Raw genomic sequence first — 20,998 nt, 5'->3', positions numbered from 1 at the left:
CTTTCCTCCGTATAAAGTTTCCTTACTATTCTACTAGTTTTTGGTCTATTCGTCAACCAGTCTTTTCAGTTGGTAAGGTAAATAAAACAATTGTAGGAAGAGACTAGCCCCTACAAGAGCCAACAAGGCTGTTTTTTCTTGAAAAACCACTGCTCCGACCAGCAATTCTAACAAAAGAACTGCACTTCCCACACCGACTACAATCTGTTTCAATCCCTTCTCTTTCTCCCCTTTTTCTAGTGGAAAGAGCTGGGTCAAGTATTGGTAATCAAAGGCATGATAGAGGGCCAATAACTGAAAGAGCAAGAGATAGTTAAACAGAACCACTACTGCTGTCGCGATCCAAGCTTGCTCGATAAAGATCTCAGCTAACAAGGACAGGAGCAAGAGACGCAAACTGAGGGCAAAGAGATCTCCATTTCGCAGATAAGAACGAAGATAGAGATTTTGCCAGATCTTCCCAGGCACCTTTTGGACAGTCTTTAGGATGAAATCCAGATAAGCGCGACGTTTGACACTATTTGAAACACCCTTGACCTGAGTAAAGAGAGCAAAGAAACGAAGTAAGACTTGCTTGCGCTTGCTTTCTTGGGCAATGACATAGTCCCAGTCAATTCCGTTCCCAGTAAAAAATTTACTAACTTTTTGACGAAAAATCAGGTATTTCCCAGCCCCCAATAAAAACACATAGATGAGAAAAACTGGTAAGCCATAACCCATGACTAAAAACAAGGGCGCAAAAAGAAGTAAGCAAAGAGTCTGTACCAATAGCCAAAAGAGCAGTGAACGCACTGTCTGCCCTTTGAGGTGAGACTTAACCTCCTCTTCACTGACTAAGAGAAAGAGCTTGTCAGGTGCCTCCATATAAGTGGCAATCCCTCCCCAAGCCAAAAGCAAGGCAGATACAATCCCCAAAAACAAGAGAATAGGCCAATGATTTTCAGGAAAATCTTGCAAGAGTTGACTGTACTGGTAAGCTAGAAAACCGATGAGAACCAGCAGGAACAAGACAAAGTGGTCATTGAGAACATAACGCAGATAACCGACACACTCCTTACGAAAAGCCTGCTTTCGCTTTAAAAACAAGTCTTTCATAGCTTCTCCTCCTTGGTCAGGGCCAAGTAAATGTCGTTCAGGCTAGCCTCAGGCATGTCAAAGGCCTCGCGGAGTTGCTGGAGGTTCCCCTGAGCCCGCACCTCTCCCTTGTGGAGAATGACAAAGGCGTCACACATCTTCTCCGCCGAGTCCAGCACGTGGGTACTCATTAGAATGGACTTGCCTTTTTGCTTTTCCACTTCCAAAAGCTGAATCAAGTCAGAGATAGCCAGCGGATCGAGCCCAAGGAAAGGTTCATCTACGATGAAAAGACTCGGATCCACGACAAAAGCACAGATAATCATAACCTTCTGCTTCATTCCTTTTGAGAAATGGACAGGAAACCAGTCTAATTTTTGATCCAAGCGAAACATTTTCAACAAAGGTTCTACTCGCTCAAAAGCTAGGTTTTGCTCAATACCATAAGCCATGGCAACCGTCTCGATATGCTCTCTGAGGGTCAATTCCTCGTACAAGCTAGGCGTTTCAGGAATGTAACCAATCTGCTTGCGGTAGTTGGTCGCATCTTCTCGCAGGGTAAGACCATTAATCTTGATTTCTCCACTGTAAGGTGTCAACAGACCGATAATCTCATTGATAGTCGTTGATTTTCCAGCACCGTTGAGACCAATCAAACCGACTAACTGCCCACTTTCAACGGTAAAGGACACATCTTTCAAGACAGGAACATGAACATAGCCTCCTGTCAGGTTTTTAATTTCTAACATATTTTCTCCGAATCTGGTATAATGTAGCTATATTATATCAAAATTCAATACAGTAGAGGTGGATTTTATGTCAGATTGCATTTTTTGTAAGATCATCGCAGGGGAGATTCCTGCTTCAAAAGTATACGAGGATGAGCAGGTTCTTGCCTTTCTTGATATCTCTCAAGTAACGCCTGGACACACCTTGGTCGTACCAAAAGAGCACTACCGCAATCTCTTGGAGATGGATGCTACCAGCGCCAGCCAACTCTTTGCCCAAGTGCCACTGGTAGCTCAAAAAGTTATGAAGGCTACCAAGGCTGTCGGCATGAATATCATCGCCAACTGTGAGGAAGTTGCTGGTCAAACAGTCTTTCATACTCACGTGCACCTCGTACCTCGCTACGGTGCAGAAGATGACCTCAAGATTGACTTTATCGCCCACGAACCTGACTTTGACAAACTTGCTCAAGTCTCTGAAACCATTAAAAACGCTTAAGGAGATGCCATGAAACTATCAAATCTACTGCTATTTGCAGGAGCTGCAGCTGGAAGTTATTTTGTCGTGAAAAATCGCCAAACCATCACAGAGGAATTTATGGATACTAGCGACCGTGTCGAAGCTATGAAGGAGGATTTGGATGTCATCCAAAACAGCCTACAAATCATCGACCAACAAAAAGCCCTCATCAAGGAATACCAAAAAGACTTAACCTATAAATTCAAAGTCTTGGAAAAAGATTTCCAAACCAGAATGGCGGTCCTCCAAGAAGAAAAACAAGGATAAGAGAGCCTCCAAGTTTCCTTAAATCCATTTTGGGTTACTAGATTCGAACAGAAAAGGGAGGGAATGAAAGTGAAACAGTTTTTAAAAGTTCTAGCGAAGGTCATCGCGATCCCTTGTGGTTGCCTCTGCCTGCTTGCAGCCTTGGCATTTCTACTACTGATGAATCTTTTCAAGGCCTCACCGAGTGACATCCAAAAAGGAAATGAAACCTTAAAACAAATCTTTATCTCCCTTGACATGCCTCCTGAGAAAGTAGAATCAAATGGAAGGTATCAATTCGAGGGTGGAGGCTTAAATTTTTATGTTACTTTCTCAGACGAGGCCATCAATAGTCACCCTGTCCTAAAACAAAGTCCAAAACTCACCAAAAACCGACTGGAAGTCTATGTCCTCCAGACAGGAGAAATTTCCTACTATAAAGTAGGGGATAACTTGTTCAATCATGGTTTATTGCAGTTTTTAGAGAAAGAAAGCGAGAAGTATCTCCAAGAAATCGGAAAGAAATTTAATCCCAATTACTCAATTCTCTTTTGGAATGATCAGGAAAGTCTAAAAAAGGGAATTGCATTCTATGAAAAAGCTTTGACTTTGGTGGATATTCAGGATAATTCGGCAATCAAACACATTGATACCGTCACCGTTAAGCCAGGTAAAGAAGCGGAAATCAAGCAACTCATCCAGGAGATGGATGCAGCTGGTCTGCTTACTCAAAAGTATAAATAGTCGGCTAACTGGAAAATGATTTTTCGACGCTAAATTTTCAAAGATAACACAAAAAGAGCCAGTCGGCTCTTTTTACTTTATTCTCCTTCAAAGGCATCTTTTATATGGTCAAAGAAGCCTTTTTTCTTTGGATTGACTTTCAAGTCACCTGCAGCTGCGAATTCTTTAAGCGCTGCTTTTTGGCGGTCATTCAAGCCTGTCGGAGTCACGACATTAACTGTAACGTATTGGTCACCAACGGCACCACCACGAAGGCTCGGAGCCCCCTTGCCACGTAGGCGGAATTTCTTGCCAGTCTGAGTTCCCTCTGGGATGACCAATTCAACATCTCCATGCACGGTTGGAATTTCCACAGTATCTCCTAGAGCTGCTTGGACAATATTGAGATTCAGCTTGTAGAAAATAGTTGTTCCTTCACGTTCAAATTTATCACTGGCTTCAACTGAAACTACCACGTACAAGTCCCCGTAAGGTCCACCATTAAAGCCTGCTTCACCTTGACCAGCTAGGCGGATTTGTTGGCCAGTTTCCACACCAGCAGGGATTTTTACATGTACGCTATGAGCTTGTTTTTCATGGCCTGTTCCGTGACATGTAGTACATGGATCTTTGATTTCCTTTCCACGCCCATGACAGACATCACAAGTTACTTGGCGACGCATCATACCAAGAGGAGTCTGCGTATCAACGTTAATGACACCAGCGCCATGACAGCGTCCACAAGTGACTGGACTTGTTCCTGGCTTAGCACCAGATCCGTTACATGTACGACAGCTTGCTTCACGGTTGTATTTCACTTCTTTTTCCGTTCCAAAGATAGCTTCTTCAAAAGTCAAATTCACACGGTACTGGAGGTCATCCCCTTGACGAGGGGCGTTTGGATTGCGCGAAGCTCCGCCTCCACCGAAGAAACTTGAGAAAATATCCTCAAAACCACCGAAGCCACTTGCTCCGTCAAAGCCACCGAAACCGCCAGTACCACCAAAGCCACCGTTGGCACCTGCAGCACCATATTGGTCGTAGGCTGCCCGTTTTTGTTCGTCACTCAAGGTCTCATAGGCTTCTTGAACTTCCTTGTACTTTTCCTCAGCACCAGGCTCCTTGTTGATATCTGGGTGATATTTTTTTGAAAGCTTACGATAAGCCTTTTTGATCTCGTCTGCCGAAGCGTTTTTGGACACCCCCAGACGATCATAAAATTCAGTATTGTTCATACAAGATACCAAGGGCGTTAAACGGACACAGCCATCTAGGAGTTTTGACGACGGACGCTTACGTCCTAGAAAAAACTATCTTTTTGGCACAGTCCATAGCCCGTGTTCAGTTACGAACACTCTTTGTTCCTTTCTATTGATATTGTGAATCAAACCATGATTTAGGTCGGGTTTAATTCCTTTCTTTTATATTGAATCAGAAACTTAGGAACTCGGGTTCAATTGCTAAAATTATAATTCCTTAATTACTTTTAAACTAATTCCAAAAATAAGATTGGGTCCTGTTTTTATTCTTGTTTCCCCATGTAGTGTCGAATTAATAAATGATTGATTCACTTAATTATTCTAAAATAGGAGTCGGAAATATTAACCGACTCCATTAGAAAAAGCTTTCAGTCAAACTAACCGGCAATAAATTTCTCTTGATGTAATTTATTTCTCAGATTCCTAAAATCGTTAAACTCTGGGCTTTCTGAATTGTTTAAGATTTGTAACTCATCATAAACCACCGGTTGCTTCCCTTCTTCAGAAACGACCATATTTAAATAACGAGTCCCATTTCCTCCTTCAACAATATAAAAAACATATTGTTTATTATCTTTTTTTGTCATCAAACTAGATGAAACAGTACTAATTGCTGTAATTTTTCCTTGAGCCTTATTTTCAGTGTATGAAGCATCACTGATATTAATATCATTAACAACACCATCTGAAAAATTAATAAAGATTACCTTACGAATAAATCCAGAAGTTGGTTTTATTGTTACCTCTAAGTCATCATCTTTCATCACTGCATTAATTTCATAACGTAATACACCAGAATTGCCATTAACCTTCTGAGCCTCTTTAGATACAGTGTAGGCAGAAAAAGCAATGAAACCTGAAACGACTATTGATACAACAGGTAAAATAATGTCTTTTAAATACTTATAAGCTTTATCACTCATTTTTTATTTTTCAGTAAACTCTCCGTCTACGACGTCATCGCCTGCGTTTCCTGTTGCTTGTGCGCCTTCTGCTCCTGCTTGAGCTTGTTGTGCTGCTGCGGCTTGTTCGTAAAGTTTAACAGCAAGTCCTTGAGCTTTTTCGTTCAATGCTTCGAGTTTCGCTTTCATTTCGTCCAAGTTGTTGTCTTCTTGAGCTTTCTTAAGGTCATCAAGGGCAGCTTGTGCAGCATCGCGTTCTGCATCGAAGCCTTTACCTTCAGTTTCCTTGATTGTCTTTTCAGTCGCAAAGATGGCTTGGTCAACTTCGTTACGAAGATCTACTTCTTCCTTACGTTTCTTATCTGCTTCAGCGTTTGCTTCTGCATCTTTCATCATGCGGTCGATTTCTTCATCAGTCAAACCTGAGTTTGATTGGATAACAATTGTTTGTTCTTTTTGAGTTCCAAGGTCTTTAGCCTTAACAGATACGATACCGTTTTTATCGATGTCAAATGTTACTTCGATTTGAGGAATTCCACGAGGTGCAGCTGGGATATCAGTCAATTGGAAACGTCCAAGAGTCTTGTTATCTGCTGCCATTGGGCGTTCACCTTGAAGAACGTGGATATCAACGGCTGGTTGGTTGTCTGCCGCAGTTGAGAAGACTTGTGATTTAGATGTTGGAATAGTAGTGTTGCGGTCGATAAGTTTTGTGAAGACACCACCCATTGTTTCGATACCAAGTGACAACGGCGTTACGTCAAGAAGGACAACGTCTTTAACATCACCAGTGATCACACCACCTTGGATCGCAGCACCCATAGCAACAACTTCATCAGGGTTTACTGATTTGTTTGGTTCTTTACCAGTTTCAGCCTTAACAGCTTCTACAACGGCTGGGATACGAGTTGAACCACCAACAAGGATAACTTCGTCGATTTCTGACAAGCTCAAACCTGCATCTGAAAGGGCTTGGCGAACTGGAACTTTTGTACGTTCAACAAGGTCACGAGTCAAATCGTCAAATTTCGCACGAGTCAAGGTCATTTCCAAGTGAAGAGGGCCAGCTTCACCTGCAGTGATAAATGGCAAGCTGATTTGAGTTGAAGTTACACCAGAAAGGTCTTTCTTCGCTTTTTCAGCTGCATCTTTCAAACGTTGCATTGCCATCTTGTCAGTAGACAAGTCAATACCGTTTTCTTTCTTGAATTCTGCTACCAAGTGATCGATGATTTTTTGGTCAAAGTCGTCACCACCAAGTTTGTTATCCCCTGCAGTTGACAATACATCGAAGACACCGTCACCGAGTTCAAGGATAGATACGTCGAATGTACCACCACCAAGGTCGAATACCAAGATTTTTTCTTCTTTGTCAGTCTTGTCCAAACCGTAAGCAAGGGCTGCAGCAGTTGGTTCGTTGACGATACGTTCTACTTCAAGACCAGCGATTTTACCAGCGTCTTTTGTTGCTTGACGTTGAGCATCGTTGAAGTAAGCTGGGACTGTGATAACTGCTTTAGTTACTTTTTCACCAAGGTAATCTTCAGCGTAACCTTTCAAGTATTGAAGAATCATAGCTGAGATTTCTTGTGGAGTGTATTCTTTACCGTTTGCAGAAACTTTTTCAGAAGTTCCCATCTTAGATTTGATAGAGATAACTGTATCTGGGTTTGTTACCGCTTGGCGTTTTGCAGCGTCACCAACGATGATTTCACCATTTTTGAATGATACTACAGATGGAGTTGTACGGTTTCCTTCTGGGTTTGCGATGATTTTTGATTCAGTTCCTTCAAGAACTGCAACTGCTGAGTTTGTTGTACCTAAGTCAATACCGATAATTTTAGACATGTGTTTTTCTCCTTGTTGTTTTTTCTTTTTGATACTCTTCTTAAGTGGTGGCGCCGTCAGAGCTTGACTCGTCAATCTCTTTGATTAAACTTTGAGCCTAAGGTCTCAAAGTTTGCGCAAATAGCGCCACGGCGAAGAGTATCGCCTTTGGTTCGCTCCGCTCACTATTGCAAAGCTGAACAATTTCTTATCTTTCTTCATAGTTTATTGTCGTTTCGGACAAGGTTTCAATTATGTTACGACACGAGAAGTCGAAATCGATTTTATTTCGACGACGAGTTAGTAAGGAGGCTAGGCAAACGCCATAGCGATTGCCGTTTTCTGACGAGTTGCTTCAGCAACCGTCAGAATTGCCTAGTTATAGACCACTACCATTGCTGGGCGTAGGATGCGGTCATGGAGTTTGTAGCCTTTTTGGAAGACTTGTGCAATAGTGTCTGCTGGGTGTTCATCGTCTGCTGGGAGAGTTTGGATAGCCATATGGTAGTTATGGTCAAACTCTCCGTCGGCTGCGATTTCTTCGATTCCCTCTTCTTTCAAAGCATGAACCAAGCTTTCTTGCACCATCTCCAAGCCCTTCTTCACATCATCTGTCAATCCTTCAACGGCAAGCGCACGCTCAAGGTTGTCCAAAGAAGGGAGGATAGCCTTTCCTAAGTCTTGACTACGATAACGTTGCAAGTTTTGACGCTCTTCATTGGCACGGCGTTGGATATTTTGCATTTCTGCATGAGCACGAAGGTATTTATTTTCAAACTCATCCGCACGTTCATTTGCCAAGTCTAGCTCTGACTTTTCAGGAGTTGTTTCCTCAGTCGTTTCCACCACTTCCTCTTCTTTTACTTCTTCGTTTTTTATTTCCTCAGACATTTTTCGCCTCCTTTTTAGGAATTTATGTAATTTCATGTTCAACTCACCTCATAATGATTACTACTCAAATAGCGATAGAAATCTGTGAGTTTCATAGTTAGTACTCGATTGACAACATTGAGTTGATTGACCAATTGCTGGTAATCCAGATTAACCGGACCGATAATCGCCAGAATTCCAAATCCTCGATAAGGGATGAGGAATTTACTGCTAATCACTGCTAGGTCTGCCAGACAAGACTCTTGACTGTCCGCAACACGGACGCTTTGCATCTGATCTTCATGCAGACCTTCACGAATCTCCAGAGCCACTTTCTGTGGTTGGTCAAAGAACTGATAGGCTGCGAGATTGGCAAAATTCAAGAGATTGACCTTGCCCGCCACCACAATGTTTTCGTTGAACATTTCTTTAAAAATGTGTTCAAAGAGATCCATGACATTGTCCGTCGTTGTAAAGTAACGCTGGATAATCTGCGGAATCTCCGTCCGAATCTTATAGTGAATATCTAGAACGGTGTGACCGAGGAAACGTTCCTGAATGATTGCCTTAAGCTTCAGCAAATCCTCCTGCAAGAAATTCCTTGGAATCAAAAACTGACTGGTAACCGTTCGGGACTCGTCAAGTGTAAAAACTGCAAGAGCAGTATGTTGTCCCAAAACAACGATATCAAAGGCTGTCAACCGTTGCCTGCTCGGCTCAACATCCAGTGCTACTACCGTACAGCCACTCAAGTCTGTCAAGACATTAGCAGCCTCTTGTAGAATATCCTCCAGTTTGAAGAATTCCTGATCAAAGGCTTTGACAATCTCATAGACCTCATTTTCAGCCAGTCGGTCAAAATCCAGTGAGTGTTTCACATAGTACTGAAAACCAGCAACACTTGGCATCCGACCACTGGAAGTATGAGCTTTTTCAAGCAAACCTTGCTTTTCTAAAGCTGCCATATCATTACGAATGGTTGCACTGCTAGAGTTAATAGACTCTTGCAAGGCTTTGGATCCGACAGGTTCGTGCGTTTTGGTAAAGATGTCAATAATCAGATTTAAAATATCCTGCTGACGCTCTGTAACCATCTTCATCACTCCTCTCTGTCCGATCAATTAGCACTCAATACACTCAAGTGCTAACTCATGATTCTATTATACACCCTTAGAAGAGAATGTCAAGACAAAAACTCAAAAAATTAGCACTCTTTTATCAAGAGTGCTAAAAATCAGTCTGAGGACCTAGAAACTTATCTTTCATCTACTTGGTATTTCCTTTTAAGTCTGTAATATCCATAGATCAGATAAGAAATCAGGAAAGCGTATAGAACAAAAATAATGAAGAAAGATATAGAAAGATCTTCTCTAAATAAACTCATACAGACAACAAAACCACCTAAGAAAGTAGCTGTACATGAACGAAGTCTAGACCGCATAACTTCCCACCTGAGCCCCTTATTCATATAGACTTGATCCTCCGGAAGTAAATCAGAAGCTGATTTACGAAGAATTGAACAAAAACCTGTTTCTATCGATTCCCAACCTCTATTTCTAAAATCTTGCAGTTCATGCTTACACTTTTTAAGATTGCGAGAATCATAGATATGATAGGTGACATCATCTGGTTGGCATTGTTCAAAATAGAAAAAACCAAAACGGTTAGTTCTATACCTCCAACCTTTCAAGTGCATCTCATGCAAATATTCTTCTTCCTTGTCCAAATCAACAATGGTGAAAATCCGAAATTGTACTTTGCTATTCATTGCCTGACCTCCAAATCAGAAAACAAGTATTGTTTCAACTATCAGATAATTCTTTCCACTTTTGGAACAATCTCCAAAAAATATAAGAAATCTGAATCGCAAAAACTATCAATAAAACATAATCTATTATGAAAATCAAAAACAATTCCCAACTGAAAGAACTACCTCCACTGACAAACTTTGAGAAAACCGGTAGTAGAGCTAAAAAGAGAAGCAAAATAGGAAGCATTCGCATTATTAAAATCCGTTTGACTACAGCTAACTTCCCGGCCGCGTCATTATAAATTTCAAATTCTGCATCCGATTCAATTTCAGAATGTGCTTTTCTAAAGTAGGAAAAACCATTAAAGTCTGTAATATGCTCCCAGCCACAGTCTTTAAATAATTGTAAATAGGAGGCTCTCTCTGATTTTTTCATTGGATAAAAGTCTAACTGATAAGACACCTGCTCCGGTTGGCACTTTTCAAAAGTATACTTAACCGCAACTACTAAGTTAGAGTAGGTTACTTCCTTGAGCTTCCACCCCTCAGCATGCATTTTTCTAAGATATAAAGCCTCTCTATCATAATCCGCAATGGTAGCAATTCTATAAATAACCTTCTTTTCCATCATCCTTCCTCCAGACTGTTTCTATAGAGTCGTTCAATACGTTTCAATTCAATCTCTAAAACTTTTCGTCCCAAATCTGTTATCTGATAGATTTTCCGTTTTTCCTCTTCGCGAACAAAGGAAATCAAGCCATCCTTTTCCATTTTTGACAAGGTTCCATACATAGTACCAGGACTAATTAGGACTTGCGAATCTGTCATCTCCTTGACCTTTTGGGTAATACCATAGCCATGGTTCTCCTTCTGTAGACAAAACAAGATATAAAAGCCTGTTTCCGTCATCGGAAGATAGACCCGACGAATCTTATCCGCTAATTCCATTTATAACCACCTCCCATTCAATTCGATATATCGTACTTCGTTATACAATATATATCACACCTCGATATAAAACGCAAGAAAAAAGATCACCCTCAGGCAATCTTTCTTCTATATTAGTAAAGATCTAAATAGTTATCAATTTCCCATTGTGACACAAAGGTCGCATAACTTGCCCATTCGATTCGTTTGGCTTCAAGGAAGCTTGTGTAGATGTGTTCTCCAAGAGCCGCTCTGACAACTTCATCTTCAGTCAGAGCTTTCAAAGCGTTGTGAAGAGTTGATGGAAGGTCTGTAATACCAGCTTCTTTACGCTCTTCTGCCGTCATAATATAGATATTTTCTTCGATAGGAGCTGGTGCGTCGATTTTGTTTTCAATACCATGCAAACCAACTTCCAAAAGAACCGCCATAGCGATGTATGGGTTTGCCATTGGATCCACCGAACGCAACTCAAGACGAGTCCCCATTCCACGTGAAGCAGGCACGCGCACAAGTGGCGAACGGTTACGGCCAGCCCAAGCAATGTAAACAGGCGCTTCATAACCTGGAACTAAACGTTTGTATGAGTTAACCGTTGGGTTCATGATGGCAGTATAGTTGTAAGCATGCTTGATCAAACCACCAAGGAAATGGTAGGCCGTTTCAGACAACTGCATTCCTTTTGGATCATTTGGATCAAAGAAGGCATTATTTCCTTCTGCATCAAACAAGGACATATTACAGTGCATACCTGACCCAGCAATACCAAATTTTGGTTTCGCCATAAAGGTAGCATAAAGACCATGTTTGCGAGCAATGGTTTTAACAACAAGTTTAAAGATTTGAATCTTATCACAAGCACGGAGAACTTCATCGTACTTGAAGTCAATCTCATGCTGTCCAACCGCAACCTCGTGGTGACTGGCTTCTACTTCAAATCCCATTTTGGTCAAGACATTAACGATTTCACGACGTGTATTGTCCGCAAGGTCAGTAGGGGCCAAATCAAAGTAGCCACCCTTGTCATTTACTTCAAGTGTTGGGTCCCCATTTTCATCCAACTTAAATAGGAAGAATTCTGGCTCTGGTCCAAGGTTGAAGGATTTGAATCCTACTTCTTCCATATGGCGAAGAGCACGTTTCAAATTGCCACGAGGGTCACCTGCAAATGGTTTACCTTCTGTTGTATAGACATCACAGATCAAACCTGCAACACTTCCGTTTTCATCTCCCCAAGGGAAGACTGTCCATGTATCCAAGTCTGGGTACAAGTACATATCTGACTCATTGATACGTACAAAACCTTCAATAGAAGAGCCATCAAACATGGCTTTGTTTGACAAGACCTTATCTAACTGTTCATCTGTAGCAGGAATTTCGACGTTTTTCATGGTTCCCAGAATATCTGAAAACATGAGACGAATAAAGGTAACATTTTTTTCCTTGACTTCACGACGAATATCTGCAGCTGTGATTGGCATAGTTTTTCTCCTTAATGTATGACTACTTGCGGTTGCCTAACCGCGACCAAAAGGTGACTGCGCTGAAGCAAAGCGTCCCTGTTGGAGGAGCTCATTATGAAGCGCACGACGCACTTCCGTCTGACTCACGGCTTTCTTGGACTTCGCCTCCCGTTCAGCATATTTTTTCTTAATGGCAGCGATATTATGACCTTCAGAGATATAATCTTTGATTTCAAGCAGACGATCCATGTCATTCAACGAATACATACGACGGTTTCCTTCGTTTCGATCAGGCTTTATCAACTCTTGATCTTCATAATAACGAATCTGACGCGCCGAGAGATCGGTCAATTTCATAACACTACCGATAGGAAAAACAGCTATATTTCGGCGAAATTCTCTTTCCTTCATTTACAATTTCCTTCTTCCTGTCTATTATAGTCTAAAAAAAGACATACGTCAACGAATAATGTTACAAAATGTAACATTATTTTCTTTTTTTCTCCCAAAAGAGTTTCAGTTGCTCAATATCATAATTTACAAGGATTGCGACAAAAACTCCCATAAATGTTTCAAATACGCGCGCAAACACGTACAAAAATGTTTCTCCGCTTGGTATTGATAGGGTAATAATCAACATAGCCGCTACACCACCGATAACTCCCGCCTTGTTGTTCATGGCAACATTTGTCATAATGGTTAACATGGTGCAAATCGGAACAACTAGTAGGGTTACCCAAAAAGCTTCTTGAAATAAGGTATTTAAGAGGAAAAAGACAAGAGCATAAAAACCCCCGATGCTATTTCCTAAGATACGTGATGTTCCAAAATGAACACTCTTATCAAAGCTTTCTCGCAAACTAAAGACTGCTGTCAAAGCCCCAATTTGCAGTCCCTTCCAGCCAAAAAAACCAAAGATTAAGAGAACTAGAAAAACAGCAATTCCGGTTTTAAAGGTTCGTAGACCAAGCTTGAACTGTGACTTATCAAATTTATATTTTTTAAAATAACTCATAATCTCAACTTTCTATTTCCATTTTATCATAATTTAGTTGATTTTATGAGCCAAAATCAATCGGAAGCGTTTTTAATTTAGACTATAAAAAAGAGGAAACAGAGTTCCTCTTTTCATCGTTTCATTTAAGAAAACTTATTTTCCTGTAAGCGCAGCCAATCCTGGAAGAACTTTACCTTCAAGAAGTTCCATTGACGCTCCACCACCTGTAGAGATCCATGAGAACTTGTCTGCGCGACCAAGGTTGATAGCTGCGGCAGCTGAGTCACCACCACCGATGATTGATTTCACGCCAGGTTGTTTCACGATAGCGTCCATGACACCGATTGTACCAGCTTGGAAGTCAGGGTTTTCAAATACACCCATAGGTCCGTTCCATACAACTGTTTTCGCACCAGTCAAGGCTTCGTCGAATTTAGCGATAGATTTAGGACCAATATCCAAACCAAGGAAACCTGGGTCTACTGCTTCACCTTCAGTATCTTTTACTTCAGTGTAGTCTGCAAATGCGTTTGCTTCTTTTGAGTCAACTGGCAAGATCAATTTGCCGTTTGCTTTTTCAAGAAGAGCTTTAGCGACATCCAATTTGTCTTCTTCTACAAGTGAGTTACCGATTTCGATACCTTGTGCTTTGTAGAATGTGTAAGTCATCCCACCACCGATAAGAACTTTATCAGCTTTTTCAAGCAAGTTTTCGATAACACCGATCTTGTCTGAAACTTTTGAACCACCAAGGATAGCCACGAATGGACGTTCTGGGGCTTCAACAGCTTCTTGGATGTAGGCAATTTCGTTTTCAAGAAGGAATCCAGCAACTGCTTTTTCAACGTTTGCTGAGATACCAACGTTAGATGCGTGTGCACGGTGAGCTGTACCGAATGCATCGTTTACGAAGATACCATCTCCAAGTGATGCCCAGTATTTACCAAGTTCAGGATCATTTTTAGATTCTTTCTTGCCGTCAACATCTTCAAAACGAGTGTTTTCAACCAAGAGAACTTGTCCATCTTCAAGAGCGTTAACAGCGGCTTCCAATTCAGCACCACGTGTAACACCTGGGATAAATTTAACTTCTTGTCCCAACTTAGCAGCCAAGTCAGCAGCTACAGGAGCGAGTGATTTACCAGCTTTGTCTGCTTCTTCTTTTACACGGCCAAGGTGAGAGAAGAGGATTGCACGTCCACCTTGTTCAAGGATGTACTTGATAGTTGGAAGAGCTGCAGTGATACGGTTGTCGTTAGTAATCACGCCATCTTTTACAGGAACGTTGAAGTCAACACGAACGAGAACTTTTTTCCCTTTCAAGTCAACGTCTTTAACAGTCAATTTTGCCATTAGATATGACTCCTTCTTTTTTTATACGTGTTAATTATATCACAAAATCAGCAAAAGAGATAGCAAAAGCCTGCACTTTTCCAGTTCTTTATTTCTGTAAAAATTGATTCATCTATCTATAGACTTTATTTTAACAAGCTTTATTTAGATTCCTAAAAATAGTAGAAAGAGTAGAGACTATGGTAATATTTAGAATTGTAAAATTCACTTAATCAAACTTAATACCTAGTTTTAAAAATATAGTTTTATCGATACAAAAGATTGGCTTTCAATGAATTTTCAGATTACTTTATTTTGTATGTTAAAAGAGTCGGTTCCGTTCAAATTATCTTATCTAATATTCCTTACTCTCCCATTTTTTTCTCTTCCACCTCTCACATCTCCACTTCTTACTCTCCCACTTTTGACTATTACTCCTTAATTTAAAAAGGTCAGTTCCTTTCAATTCTATCTTCTTTTTGTTAAGTATATGATTCTCAATACACTTTACTTGTTTATCAGTAATTTCTTTGCACCTGAACCCGCCCCCACCATATGGTGAATGACTAAACATATCAAGGATACATTTATCGTTTATTTCAATTAATTCTTTATTTTCAGTTTGTGGTTGATAACTCTCCTTTGAAGCAACTATAGTAAATCGTCTCTTTGGTCTACTACTTGTTTTAGGATGATCATTTTTTGCCCACTCATAATGATCTTTATAAGAAAATTCATCATATTGTATTGTTGAAAGTTTGACATCATTATAGTGTTCAAAAGGATTATCACCTACTTTTCCTACTTTATCACTCTTTTCCCAATAAATTATCTCGTCTACAATAAATACTAAATCAACAAACCACTTATCATCTGATGGGGTTCCTTGTCTGGTAAACCAAAACAATGTATCTCCCTTTTTAAGTTGAGATGCTTTAATTTGATTAGTTTTGCAAAATGTATTCAGAAATCTTTCACTCCAAACATATGGATCTTGATTCCCTTTAAAATTATCACAGTATACAGTAATATCATCAATTTTTACTTCAATTCTATTTTGATGTAACATAATATAATTTGCCATAATATACATTCTCCTATGTCATTTTATATTTTTAAAAAATCTCTGCAATTTATAAATAAAATTATAAAATATTATTATATATAAACAGTATCCTAGTTAGATTATACAACTTACATCATTAATCGTCAATAAATCTTGTGACCAAGTTTTATTAGAATTTAACGAATTCGAAGTCTTTCATAATTTTTTTCTAAAGTAAGATGGGAAAATCTAAAGATACTATTACACGATTTTTAAGCCTTGAATTGTCAAATTAAGTGCACAATTTTATTGAAATTTTACGGCATCAAATAAACTAATCAAAGTCCAGAAATATGACCGGACTGAATTTGGAGGTCATGTTGCTGAAAAACACTTTATTATGGCTTACAAGCTATTCAATCTCAATTCAGAAAACATTCGGATGAAAGGGTGCAAAAAGCAACAACTATTTTTAGCTGTTGCTTCTTGAAACGATTTCTTTCTAATCTCAGCTTAAGAAATACTATCTATCCTTAATCCTCTCTCTTTTTCAAAGCTACAAGTCCATAGCCACTCATCACTCCGAGAAGCCCCAGAGCTACTAGACTGGCATCTGTTTCTACTCCTGTATTTGGCAGTTGTTTGCTTGCTGCTTCACCTTTGACAGGCACTTCTGCAGTTGGAGCATTTGTACTTGGTGTAGCTGGAAGTCCCTTTTGCTCTTTAGAGAGGGTATCAGCATGAGGTTTATCTGGACTTGGCGCCACTTCTTTTATACCAACTTCTGTGATTTCTGGGATAGCTTCCTTAAGAACTTCTGTTGAATGAAGGGTGCGTTTGCCTTGGACATCTACTTCTACTAGACGACGAATTCGCCCTTCTTCTCCTTTTTGAACAAGCTGACGTTGACCTTTTAGAAGGCTTGCATTTGATTGCTCTTGACGTTCGAAGGCAACTGTATCCTCTTCAATTTCTAGTTTCGGAATTTCTAAAACTAGGTCTTTTACTCCCTCAGCCGGTTGGTTGCTTGACAGAACTTTTGTTCCAACTTCGGTGATTTCTGGGATTGCTTCCTTGACAACTTCAGTCGAATGAAGAGTACGTTTGCCTTGGGCATCTACTTCTACTAGACGACGAATTTGCCCTTCTTCTCCTTTTTGGACAAGTTGACGTTGACCTTTCAGAAGATCCACATTTTGTCTTTCTTGACGTTCAAAGGCTGTTGTTTCAGTTTCAACAACTAGTTCAGGGAGGACTTCAACCGTTGGAGCTCCTTCATTTGGATTCATGCTACCAACGTGGTGACTTTCTTCTGCAGGAGATCGTTTCTTATTTAGCTTTTCTTTCATTTCCGCAAAAGCTTGAGGAGTTGGCGTTTGTGAAGATAATAAAGCTTCTGCTTGGGCAATCAACTCATCTTGAGGTGCTTTTTCACGAACTTGTGATAGCAAGCCTTCAAGCTCTTCTTTGGCTGCTTGATACACTTGGTTACCATCCAAATCCGCTCCAGCTTGTTTCAATTCATTCAAGGCTTTGTTGACTTCTTCTTGACTGGCATCATGGTTTTCTGCAACAGCTTTCGCTGCATTGAGTTTCTCTGCTAGTACAGCTTGTTTGTCCTCACTTGAGAAGGTATAGGCAAGGGTTGACTGGCGCCCTTGGGCAGCAGTGATTTCTTGTTTGAGGTACTCATCGTTGACAGCTGCTTTTGGAGAAACCAAGATATCGAACTCAGCAGTGTGTCCCTTGTAATGCAAGGTCAAGGTTTGTCGTCCAGTCTTCTGAGCATCATAGCCCTTGATTCCAACACCTTGATCCGTAAAGGCATGACTTTCTTCCGTCTCATCATCATAGAGGACACCGAAGCGACCTTCAGAGAGATCCAGTTGATCCCCTACTAGATAGTCTGTTTTTGGTTTCTTAGTAATATACAAGCCCGCTACTTCTTTTGATTTTCCTTCATCCTGTCCTGTCACTTGGACTTTCAGATCACCTGACACTGGTAAACCAAGGTATTGAAGTGTTAGGTTTTGTTCCCCTTTTTGATGAGCGTCGTATCCAGATACCGTCACACCTGAGTGAGTAAGGTTAATCAGCTCATCGGCTTGTCCCCCTTCGTATTGAATACGGAGTGTTCCGCCTCTGAGATCAAGTTTTTCTCCCTCTTTGTAAACCGTCTTCTTAGGTCCTTTTTCAAGGCTAACAGATTTAATTTTTCTTTCATCCTGTGGAATCGCTACAGCCAAGGTGTTACTGATTTCTTTGCCAGGTAATTGGGTACGATAGTAGAGGAGAGTTGGTTGCTTGTCAAAGGCCAATGGTGCTGTTGCTAGGTCGCCACCAGTTTCAGTCTTCAAGGTTGCAATTGGTGTTTGTGAATCTGCCTTGTCGTAAACGGTGATGGTTGCGCCTGCTGGAACATCAGAGAAGCCTAGTTGAACTTGGTGGTTTCCAAGTGAACGAGCAGCTACCTTAGCCATTGGAATATTTTGACTTTCTGTGTCCAAGGTTTCGTACATCTTCCAGTTGTAGATACGAATGGCCTTCCAAGGTGTTCCGTTATCAGATGTAATGACATGCAAACGCCAGTCTTGGGCAGTGATTGGTTTGTCAAGAGTGATATCTGTAACGTGCGCTTTATTGCCACGGACTTCCTTAGCTAGTTTCCACTCGCCATCTGTATCCTTGTAGTAAAGATCAAAGTCCTTGGTATTCATCAAACCATCGTTAACAGACTCACCACCAGCTCCCGCATGATCCATGACCCATCTAACAACGGTACGTGGCTTGGTCAAACGTATATCCACACTACCGCTCAATTGTCCTGAAGACCACTTGTCTGATAGACTTGTAATCGTACCGTTCAACATGCCTTCGATACCTTCTCCACCTTCAGTATTTGGGAAAGTGCTACCGACAACAGTTGCCCCTGGAACAATATTTTCAGCCAAAGGTCTTGGGAGAGTCGTATCTTGAACTGTCATCCCCCAGTTAAAGGATGCTGTCGCCGCCTCAGAACGGAGTCCATTTTTACCAACTGCAACGACTTTCAATTCCTGAGTCGTACCAGTCGCATTAGCAGAACGGCTAACTTTTGGCAAGTAGATGGTTGAAGCAGATGAACCTGTCAACAAACGCCAGTTGTCCCCGTCTTTTTCGTAGACTTCATAGAAATCTGCATCTTGGTTACCCGAAAATTGAACCACTGCTTCAGCTTCTTGGGCATTCTTAAGAGATTGCTTCACCACAGAGAGACCTGTCGGGGCTTGAGGTGCTTGGTTATTGTCTGAAATGGTTAATTGACCTAGGTTGAACTGATAATCTTTTACAGCACCTTCATGTTCGAAGAAGAGTTTAACTGCATAGATGGTTTTACCTGCTAGTGAGCTAAGGTCAATTTCTTCATTTATCCAGTTGTCAGAAAGAGTCAGTTCTTTCCATGCGTCTGCATCCTCAAATTTGTAGTCTGGAGTCGTAGAGAAGGCCATATAAACTTTCGAGCCTTTTCCTCCCTTGTGGGCAACACGAAGTTTGGTTTTCTCCGTCACTTCTAGTTTAGTAGAATACAAATTCACATCTTGGTCCGTCTTACCAGCTACATCACCTGAGAATTTAAGAGAATTTCCTCCATTGTAGGCATCTGTAAAGTCATATTCTGCACGAAGTTTTTCCCCCGTTGAAGTCTGCCACCAACGCCATGTTGGTAAGACACCTGAAACAGAACGGTAGTTCCATTCAGAATCCTTAGAAACTTTGCCGTCTACAAACCACTTTCTACCATGACCTGTATTAAAAGATGTAGTGAAGGTCCGGCCTACTGCTGGAGTGCGGTCCGCAACTAAATTGGCAATTCCATACCACTCTTTATCACCTGGTTTTTGAGCCGTTGGATCTCCTTGGTAACCTGTGAAGAAGATATCCTCGTTCTTGTGGTAGTCTTCACCTGTTTTTCCTAGACTGGTAATTGTATCCGGCGCAAAAAGTCCAAGTGACAAGCGCAACTTACCTTTTTCATCTAAAAGAGCATCCCAGTTGACCTTGGTCTTATACGAACCACCTTGTTGCAATTCTAAGCCTGCAAAGACATCATACTGGCTACGTTCTAGCCATTTTGCCATCTCTACAGAGTGGTCATTTTTTTCCTTGTTCCAGTTGAAGTTAGCAAAAAATTGATCTGCAGGGACCTTATCTCCTTCTTTTTGCATAAACTGGTAGTTGTAATCACCTAGACCATCTTCGTGGTAACGGCCATATTTGTAGGTCATGGCATCGTACCAAGCATACTTGATTGGGTGGTTGACCTTAGCCGCGTATTCTTTTGTATAGAGCATGAATTGGCGCATTTTTTCACCAAGAGGTGCTACCAATTCCCCCGTTGTTTCTTGGTTGATGAAGTAGCCATCAAAGCCATAGTATTTAGCGAGTTCAACAAGTTTACGTGCAATCGGGAAGGTGCCATCTTCATCTTGCTTCAAAGCCTCAGCAAACTTCTCTTGGTCGGAGATGCTGTTTGACCAGTTGAAGAACAGGGTTCCATAAACAGGCACACCATTACGGTGCCCTGCATCAATGACATCTGGAGTAGGAACTAGGCCTTCCCAGAAGACCATTGAATCCAAGTATTGCCAGTAATCAAAGGCGTAAGCCTTGAATTCTTCTCCACCAACAGAAGCGTGGTCTTTAGCCTTTGAGTTGGTATTTGCTAGCGCCTGAACCTTGGCTCTTCTGCTTGCTTTTTCGTTAACCAACTGACCTCTATGGCGCTTGGCGAGTTCAACTGAGGAACGATTGATGGGATCATCCTCGCGCGCACCTGGTTCCCATTTCAACAAATCATTCCAAGTATCAAATTTGATTTCTTTTGGCCGGAGACTCTTCTCTTCATTTTTAGGAACGTCTGCTAGACTTGGTTTGTCGGCTTTATTGTCAACCACTTGAGGAGCTTCCTCAGGCTTGACTCCTTCTTTATCAGTTGGTTTTTCAGCTGTTTCTGTCGGAGCTGGTTTCGCTTCTTCTTTTTCATTAACTAGATTAGTTATTGCTGAAGTGTTTTCTGAAATTGGTTGCTCAGCTACTTTGTTTTCAGTTTCCTCTAATTGTTTTTCGATAGCTGCAGTGTCTGGATTAGCAGTTTCACTGGCACTTGTCGCTTGAGCACTTGTATTGGCAACTGTCTCAGGGACAGCAACCTGTTCGGCAAGAGCTGGACTCGCAAATAAAGCTGATCCAATCATCAAGGAACAAGCCCCGATTGACAGCTTACGAATACTGTAACGGCAACGTTTTTCAAAAAATAGATCTTTCATCTTATCCTCCTAATAGAACAAAAAAGTAA

At 41.0% G+C, this 20,998-nt stretch carries 19 protein-coding genes; 3 read left to right on the top strand and 16 right to left on the bottom strand.

From position 1 onward, the window contains the following. Positions 1-45: 45 nt before the first annotated feature. Positions 46-1,095, bottom strand: coding sequence for an ABC transporter permease (locus tag HF881_RS09560; RefSeq protein ID WP_169447296.1), 1,050 nt, complete (start codon positions 1,093-1,095; stop codon positions 46-48). Further along, entirely contained in the window at positions 1,092-1,823 is a 732-nt protein-coding gene (locus tag HF881_RS09555; protein WP_169447295.1) for an ABC transporter ATP-binding protein, read from the bottom strand. The genes HF881_RS09560 and HF881_RS09555 overlap by 4 nt, the downstream gene beginning before the upstream one ends. Positions 1,824-1,890: 67 nt before the next feature. On the opposite strand from HF881_RS09555, the gene HF881_RS09550 reads away from it, so the two are divergent. The 3 genes from HF881_RS09550 (at position 1,891) to HF881_RS09540 (ending at position 3,312) form a co-directional block, all read left to right on the top strand. Beyond that, positions 1,891-2,301 carry an HIT family protein gene (locus HF881_RS09550; protein ID WP_169447294.1) on the top strand — a complete coding sequence of 137 codons (411 nt, stop codon included), beginning with the start codon at positions 1,891-1,893 and terminating at the stop codon, positions 2,299-2,301. Between the two features lie 9 nt (positions 2,302-2,310). Next, a complete protein-coding gene (locus tag HF881_RS09545; protein WP_169447293.1) occupies positions 2,311-2,589 on the top strand; it encodes a hypothetical protein in 279 nt (92 codons plus the stop codon). Between the two features lie 63 nt (positions 2,590-2,652). Next, complete coding sequence (locus tag HF881_RS09540; RefSeq protein ID WP_169447292.1) at positions 2,653-3,312, top strand: hypothetical protein; 660 nt, start codon at positions 2,653-2,655, stop codon at positions 3,310-3,312. 77 nt (positions 3,313-3,389) lie between these two features. Here HF881_RS09540 and dnaJ read toward each other — a convergent pair whose 3' ends face one another. From dnaJ to HF881_RS09470, 14 genes are all read right to left on the bottom strand, one after another. After that, complete coding sequence (gene dnaJ, locus HF881_RS09535) at positions 3,390-4,526, bottom strand: molecular chaperone DnaJ (protein ID WP_169447291.1); 1,137 nt, start codon at positions 4,524-4,526, stop codon at positions 3,390-3,392. Between the two features lie 401 nt (positions 4,527-4,927). Then, positions 4,928-5,473: a hypothetical protein gene (locus HF881_RS09530; protein WP_169447290.1), complete on the bottom strand. Its 546-nt coding sequence runs from the start codon at positions 5,471-5,473 to the stop codon at positions 4,928-4,930. Positions 5,474-5,476: 3 nt separating this feature from the next. Beyond that, the gene (gene dnaK, locus HF881_RS09525; RefSeq protein ID WP_000034667.1) at positions 5,477-7,300 is read right to left on the bottom strand and encodes a molecular chaperone DnaK; all 1,824 of its coding nucleotides are present in this window, start codon (positions 7,298-7,300) and stop codon (positions 5,477-5,479) included. A 354-nt stretch (positions 7,301-7,654) separates the two neighbouring features. Continuing rightward, on the bottom strand, positions 7,655-8,170 hold the full coding sequence (gene grpE / locus HF881_RS09520; RefSeq protein WP_169447289.1) for a nucleotide exchange factor GrpE: 516 nt from the start codon (positions 8,168-8,170) through the stop codon (positions 7,655-7,657). 38 nt (positions 8,171-8,208) lie between these two features. Then, the gene (gene hrcA, locus HF881_RS09515) at positions 8,209-9,243 is read right to left on the bottom strand and encodes a heat-inducible transcriptional repressor HrcA (protein ID WP_000255763.1); all 1,035 of its coding nucleotides are present in this window, start codon (positions 9,241-9,243) and stop codon (positions 8,209-8,211) included. A 161-nt stretch (positions 9,244-9,404) separates the two neighbouring features. Beyond that, the gene (locus tag HF881_RS09510) at positions 9,405-9,917 is read right to left on the bottom strand and encodes a DUF2812 domain-containing protein (protein ID WP_169447288.1); all 513 of its coding nucleotides are present in this window, start codon (positions 9,915-9,917) and stop codon (positions 9,405-9,407) included. Positions 9,918-9,951: 34 nt separating this feature from the next. After that, entirely contained in the window at positions 9,952-10,527 is a 576-nt protein-coding gene (locus tag HF881_RS10645) for a DUF2812 domain-containing protein (RefSeq protein WP_169447287.1), read from the bottom strand. Beyond that, positions 10,527-10,847, bottom strand: a complete 321-nt coding sequence (locus tag HF881_RS09500) for a PadR family transcriptional regulator (protein ID WP_169447286.1) — start codon at positions 10,845-10,847, stop codon at positions 10,527-10,529. The genes HF881_RS10645 and HF881_RS09500 overlap by 1 nt, the downstream gene beginning before the upstream one ends. A 113-nt stretch (positions 10,848-10,960) precedes the next feature. Continuing rightward, positions 10,961-12,307 (bottom strand): type I glutamate--ammonia ligase, encoded by a 1,347-nt coding sequence (gene glnA, locus HF881_RS09495; RefSeq protein ID WP_169447285.1) that lies wholly within the window; start codon positions 12,305-12,307, stop codon positions 10,961-10,963. 36 nt (positions 12,308-12,343) lie between these two features. Beyond that, the gene (glnR, locus tag HF881_RS09490; protein ID WP_169447284.1) at positions 12,344-12,700 is read right to left on the bottom strand and encodes a transcriptional repressor GlnR; all 357 of its coding nucleotides are present in this window, start codon (positions 12,698-12,700) and stop codon (positions 12,344-12,346) included. A gap of 76 nt (positions 12,701-12,776) precedes the next feature. Further along, entirely contained in the window at positions 12,777-13,304 is a 528-nt protein-coding gene (locus HF881_RS09485) for an aromatic acid exporter family protein (RefSeq protein ID WP_061421691.1), read from the bottom strand. Between the two features lie 135 nt (positions 13,305-13,439). Further along, positions 13,440-14,639, bottom strand: a complete 1,200-nt coding sequence (locus HF881_RS09480) for a phosphoglycerate kinase (RefSeq protein ID WP_169447283.1) — start codon at positions 14,637-14,639, stop codon at positions 13,440-13,442. Positions 14,640-14,973: 334 nt separating this feature from the next. Beyond that, on the bottom strand, positions 14,974-15,702 hold the full coding sequence (locus HF881_RS09475) for a hypothetical protein (protein WP_169447282.1): 729 nt from the start codon (positions 15,700-15,702) through the stop codon (positions 14,974-14,976). Between the two features lie 494 nt (positions 15,703-16,196). Next, a complete protein-coding gene (locus HF881_RS09470; protein WP_169447281.1) occupies positions 16,197-20,969 on the bottom strand; it encodes a bacterial Ig-like domain-containing protein in 4,773 nt (1,590 codons plus the stop codon). Positions 20,970-20,998: the final 29 nt, after the last annotated feature.

The organism is Streptococcus sp. WB01_FAA12 (assembly GCF_012843315.1).
Taxonomy (GTDB): domain Bacteria; phylum Bacillota; class Bacilli; order Lactobacillales; family Streptococcaceae; genus Streptococcus.
This window is presented reverse-complemented; position numbering and strand designations above follow the sequence as displayed.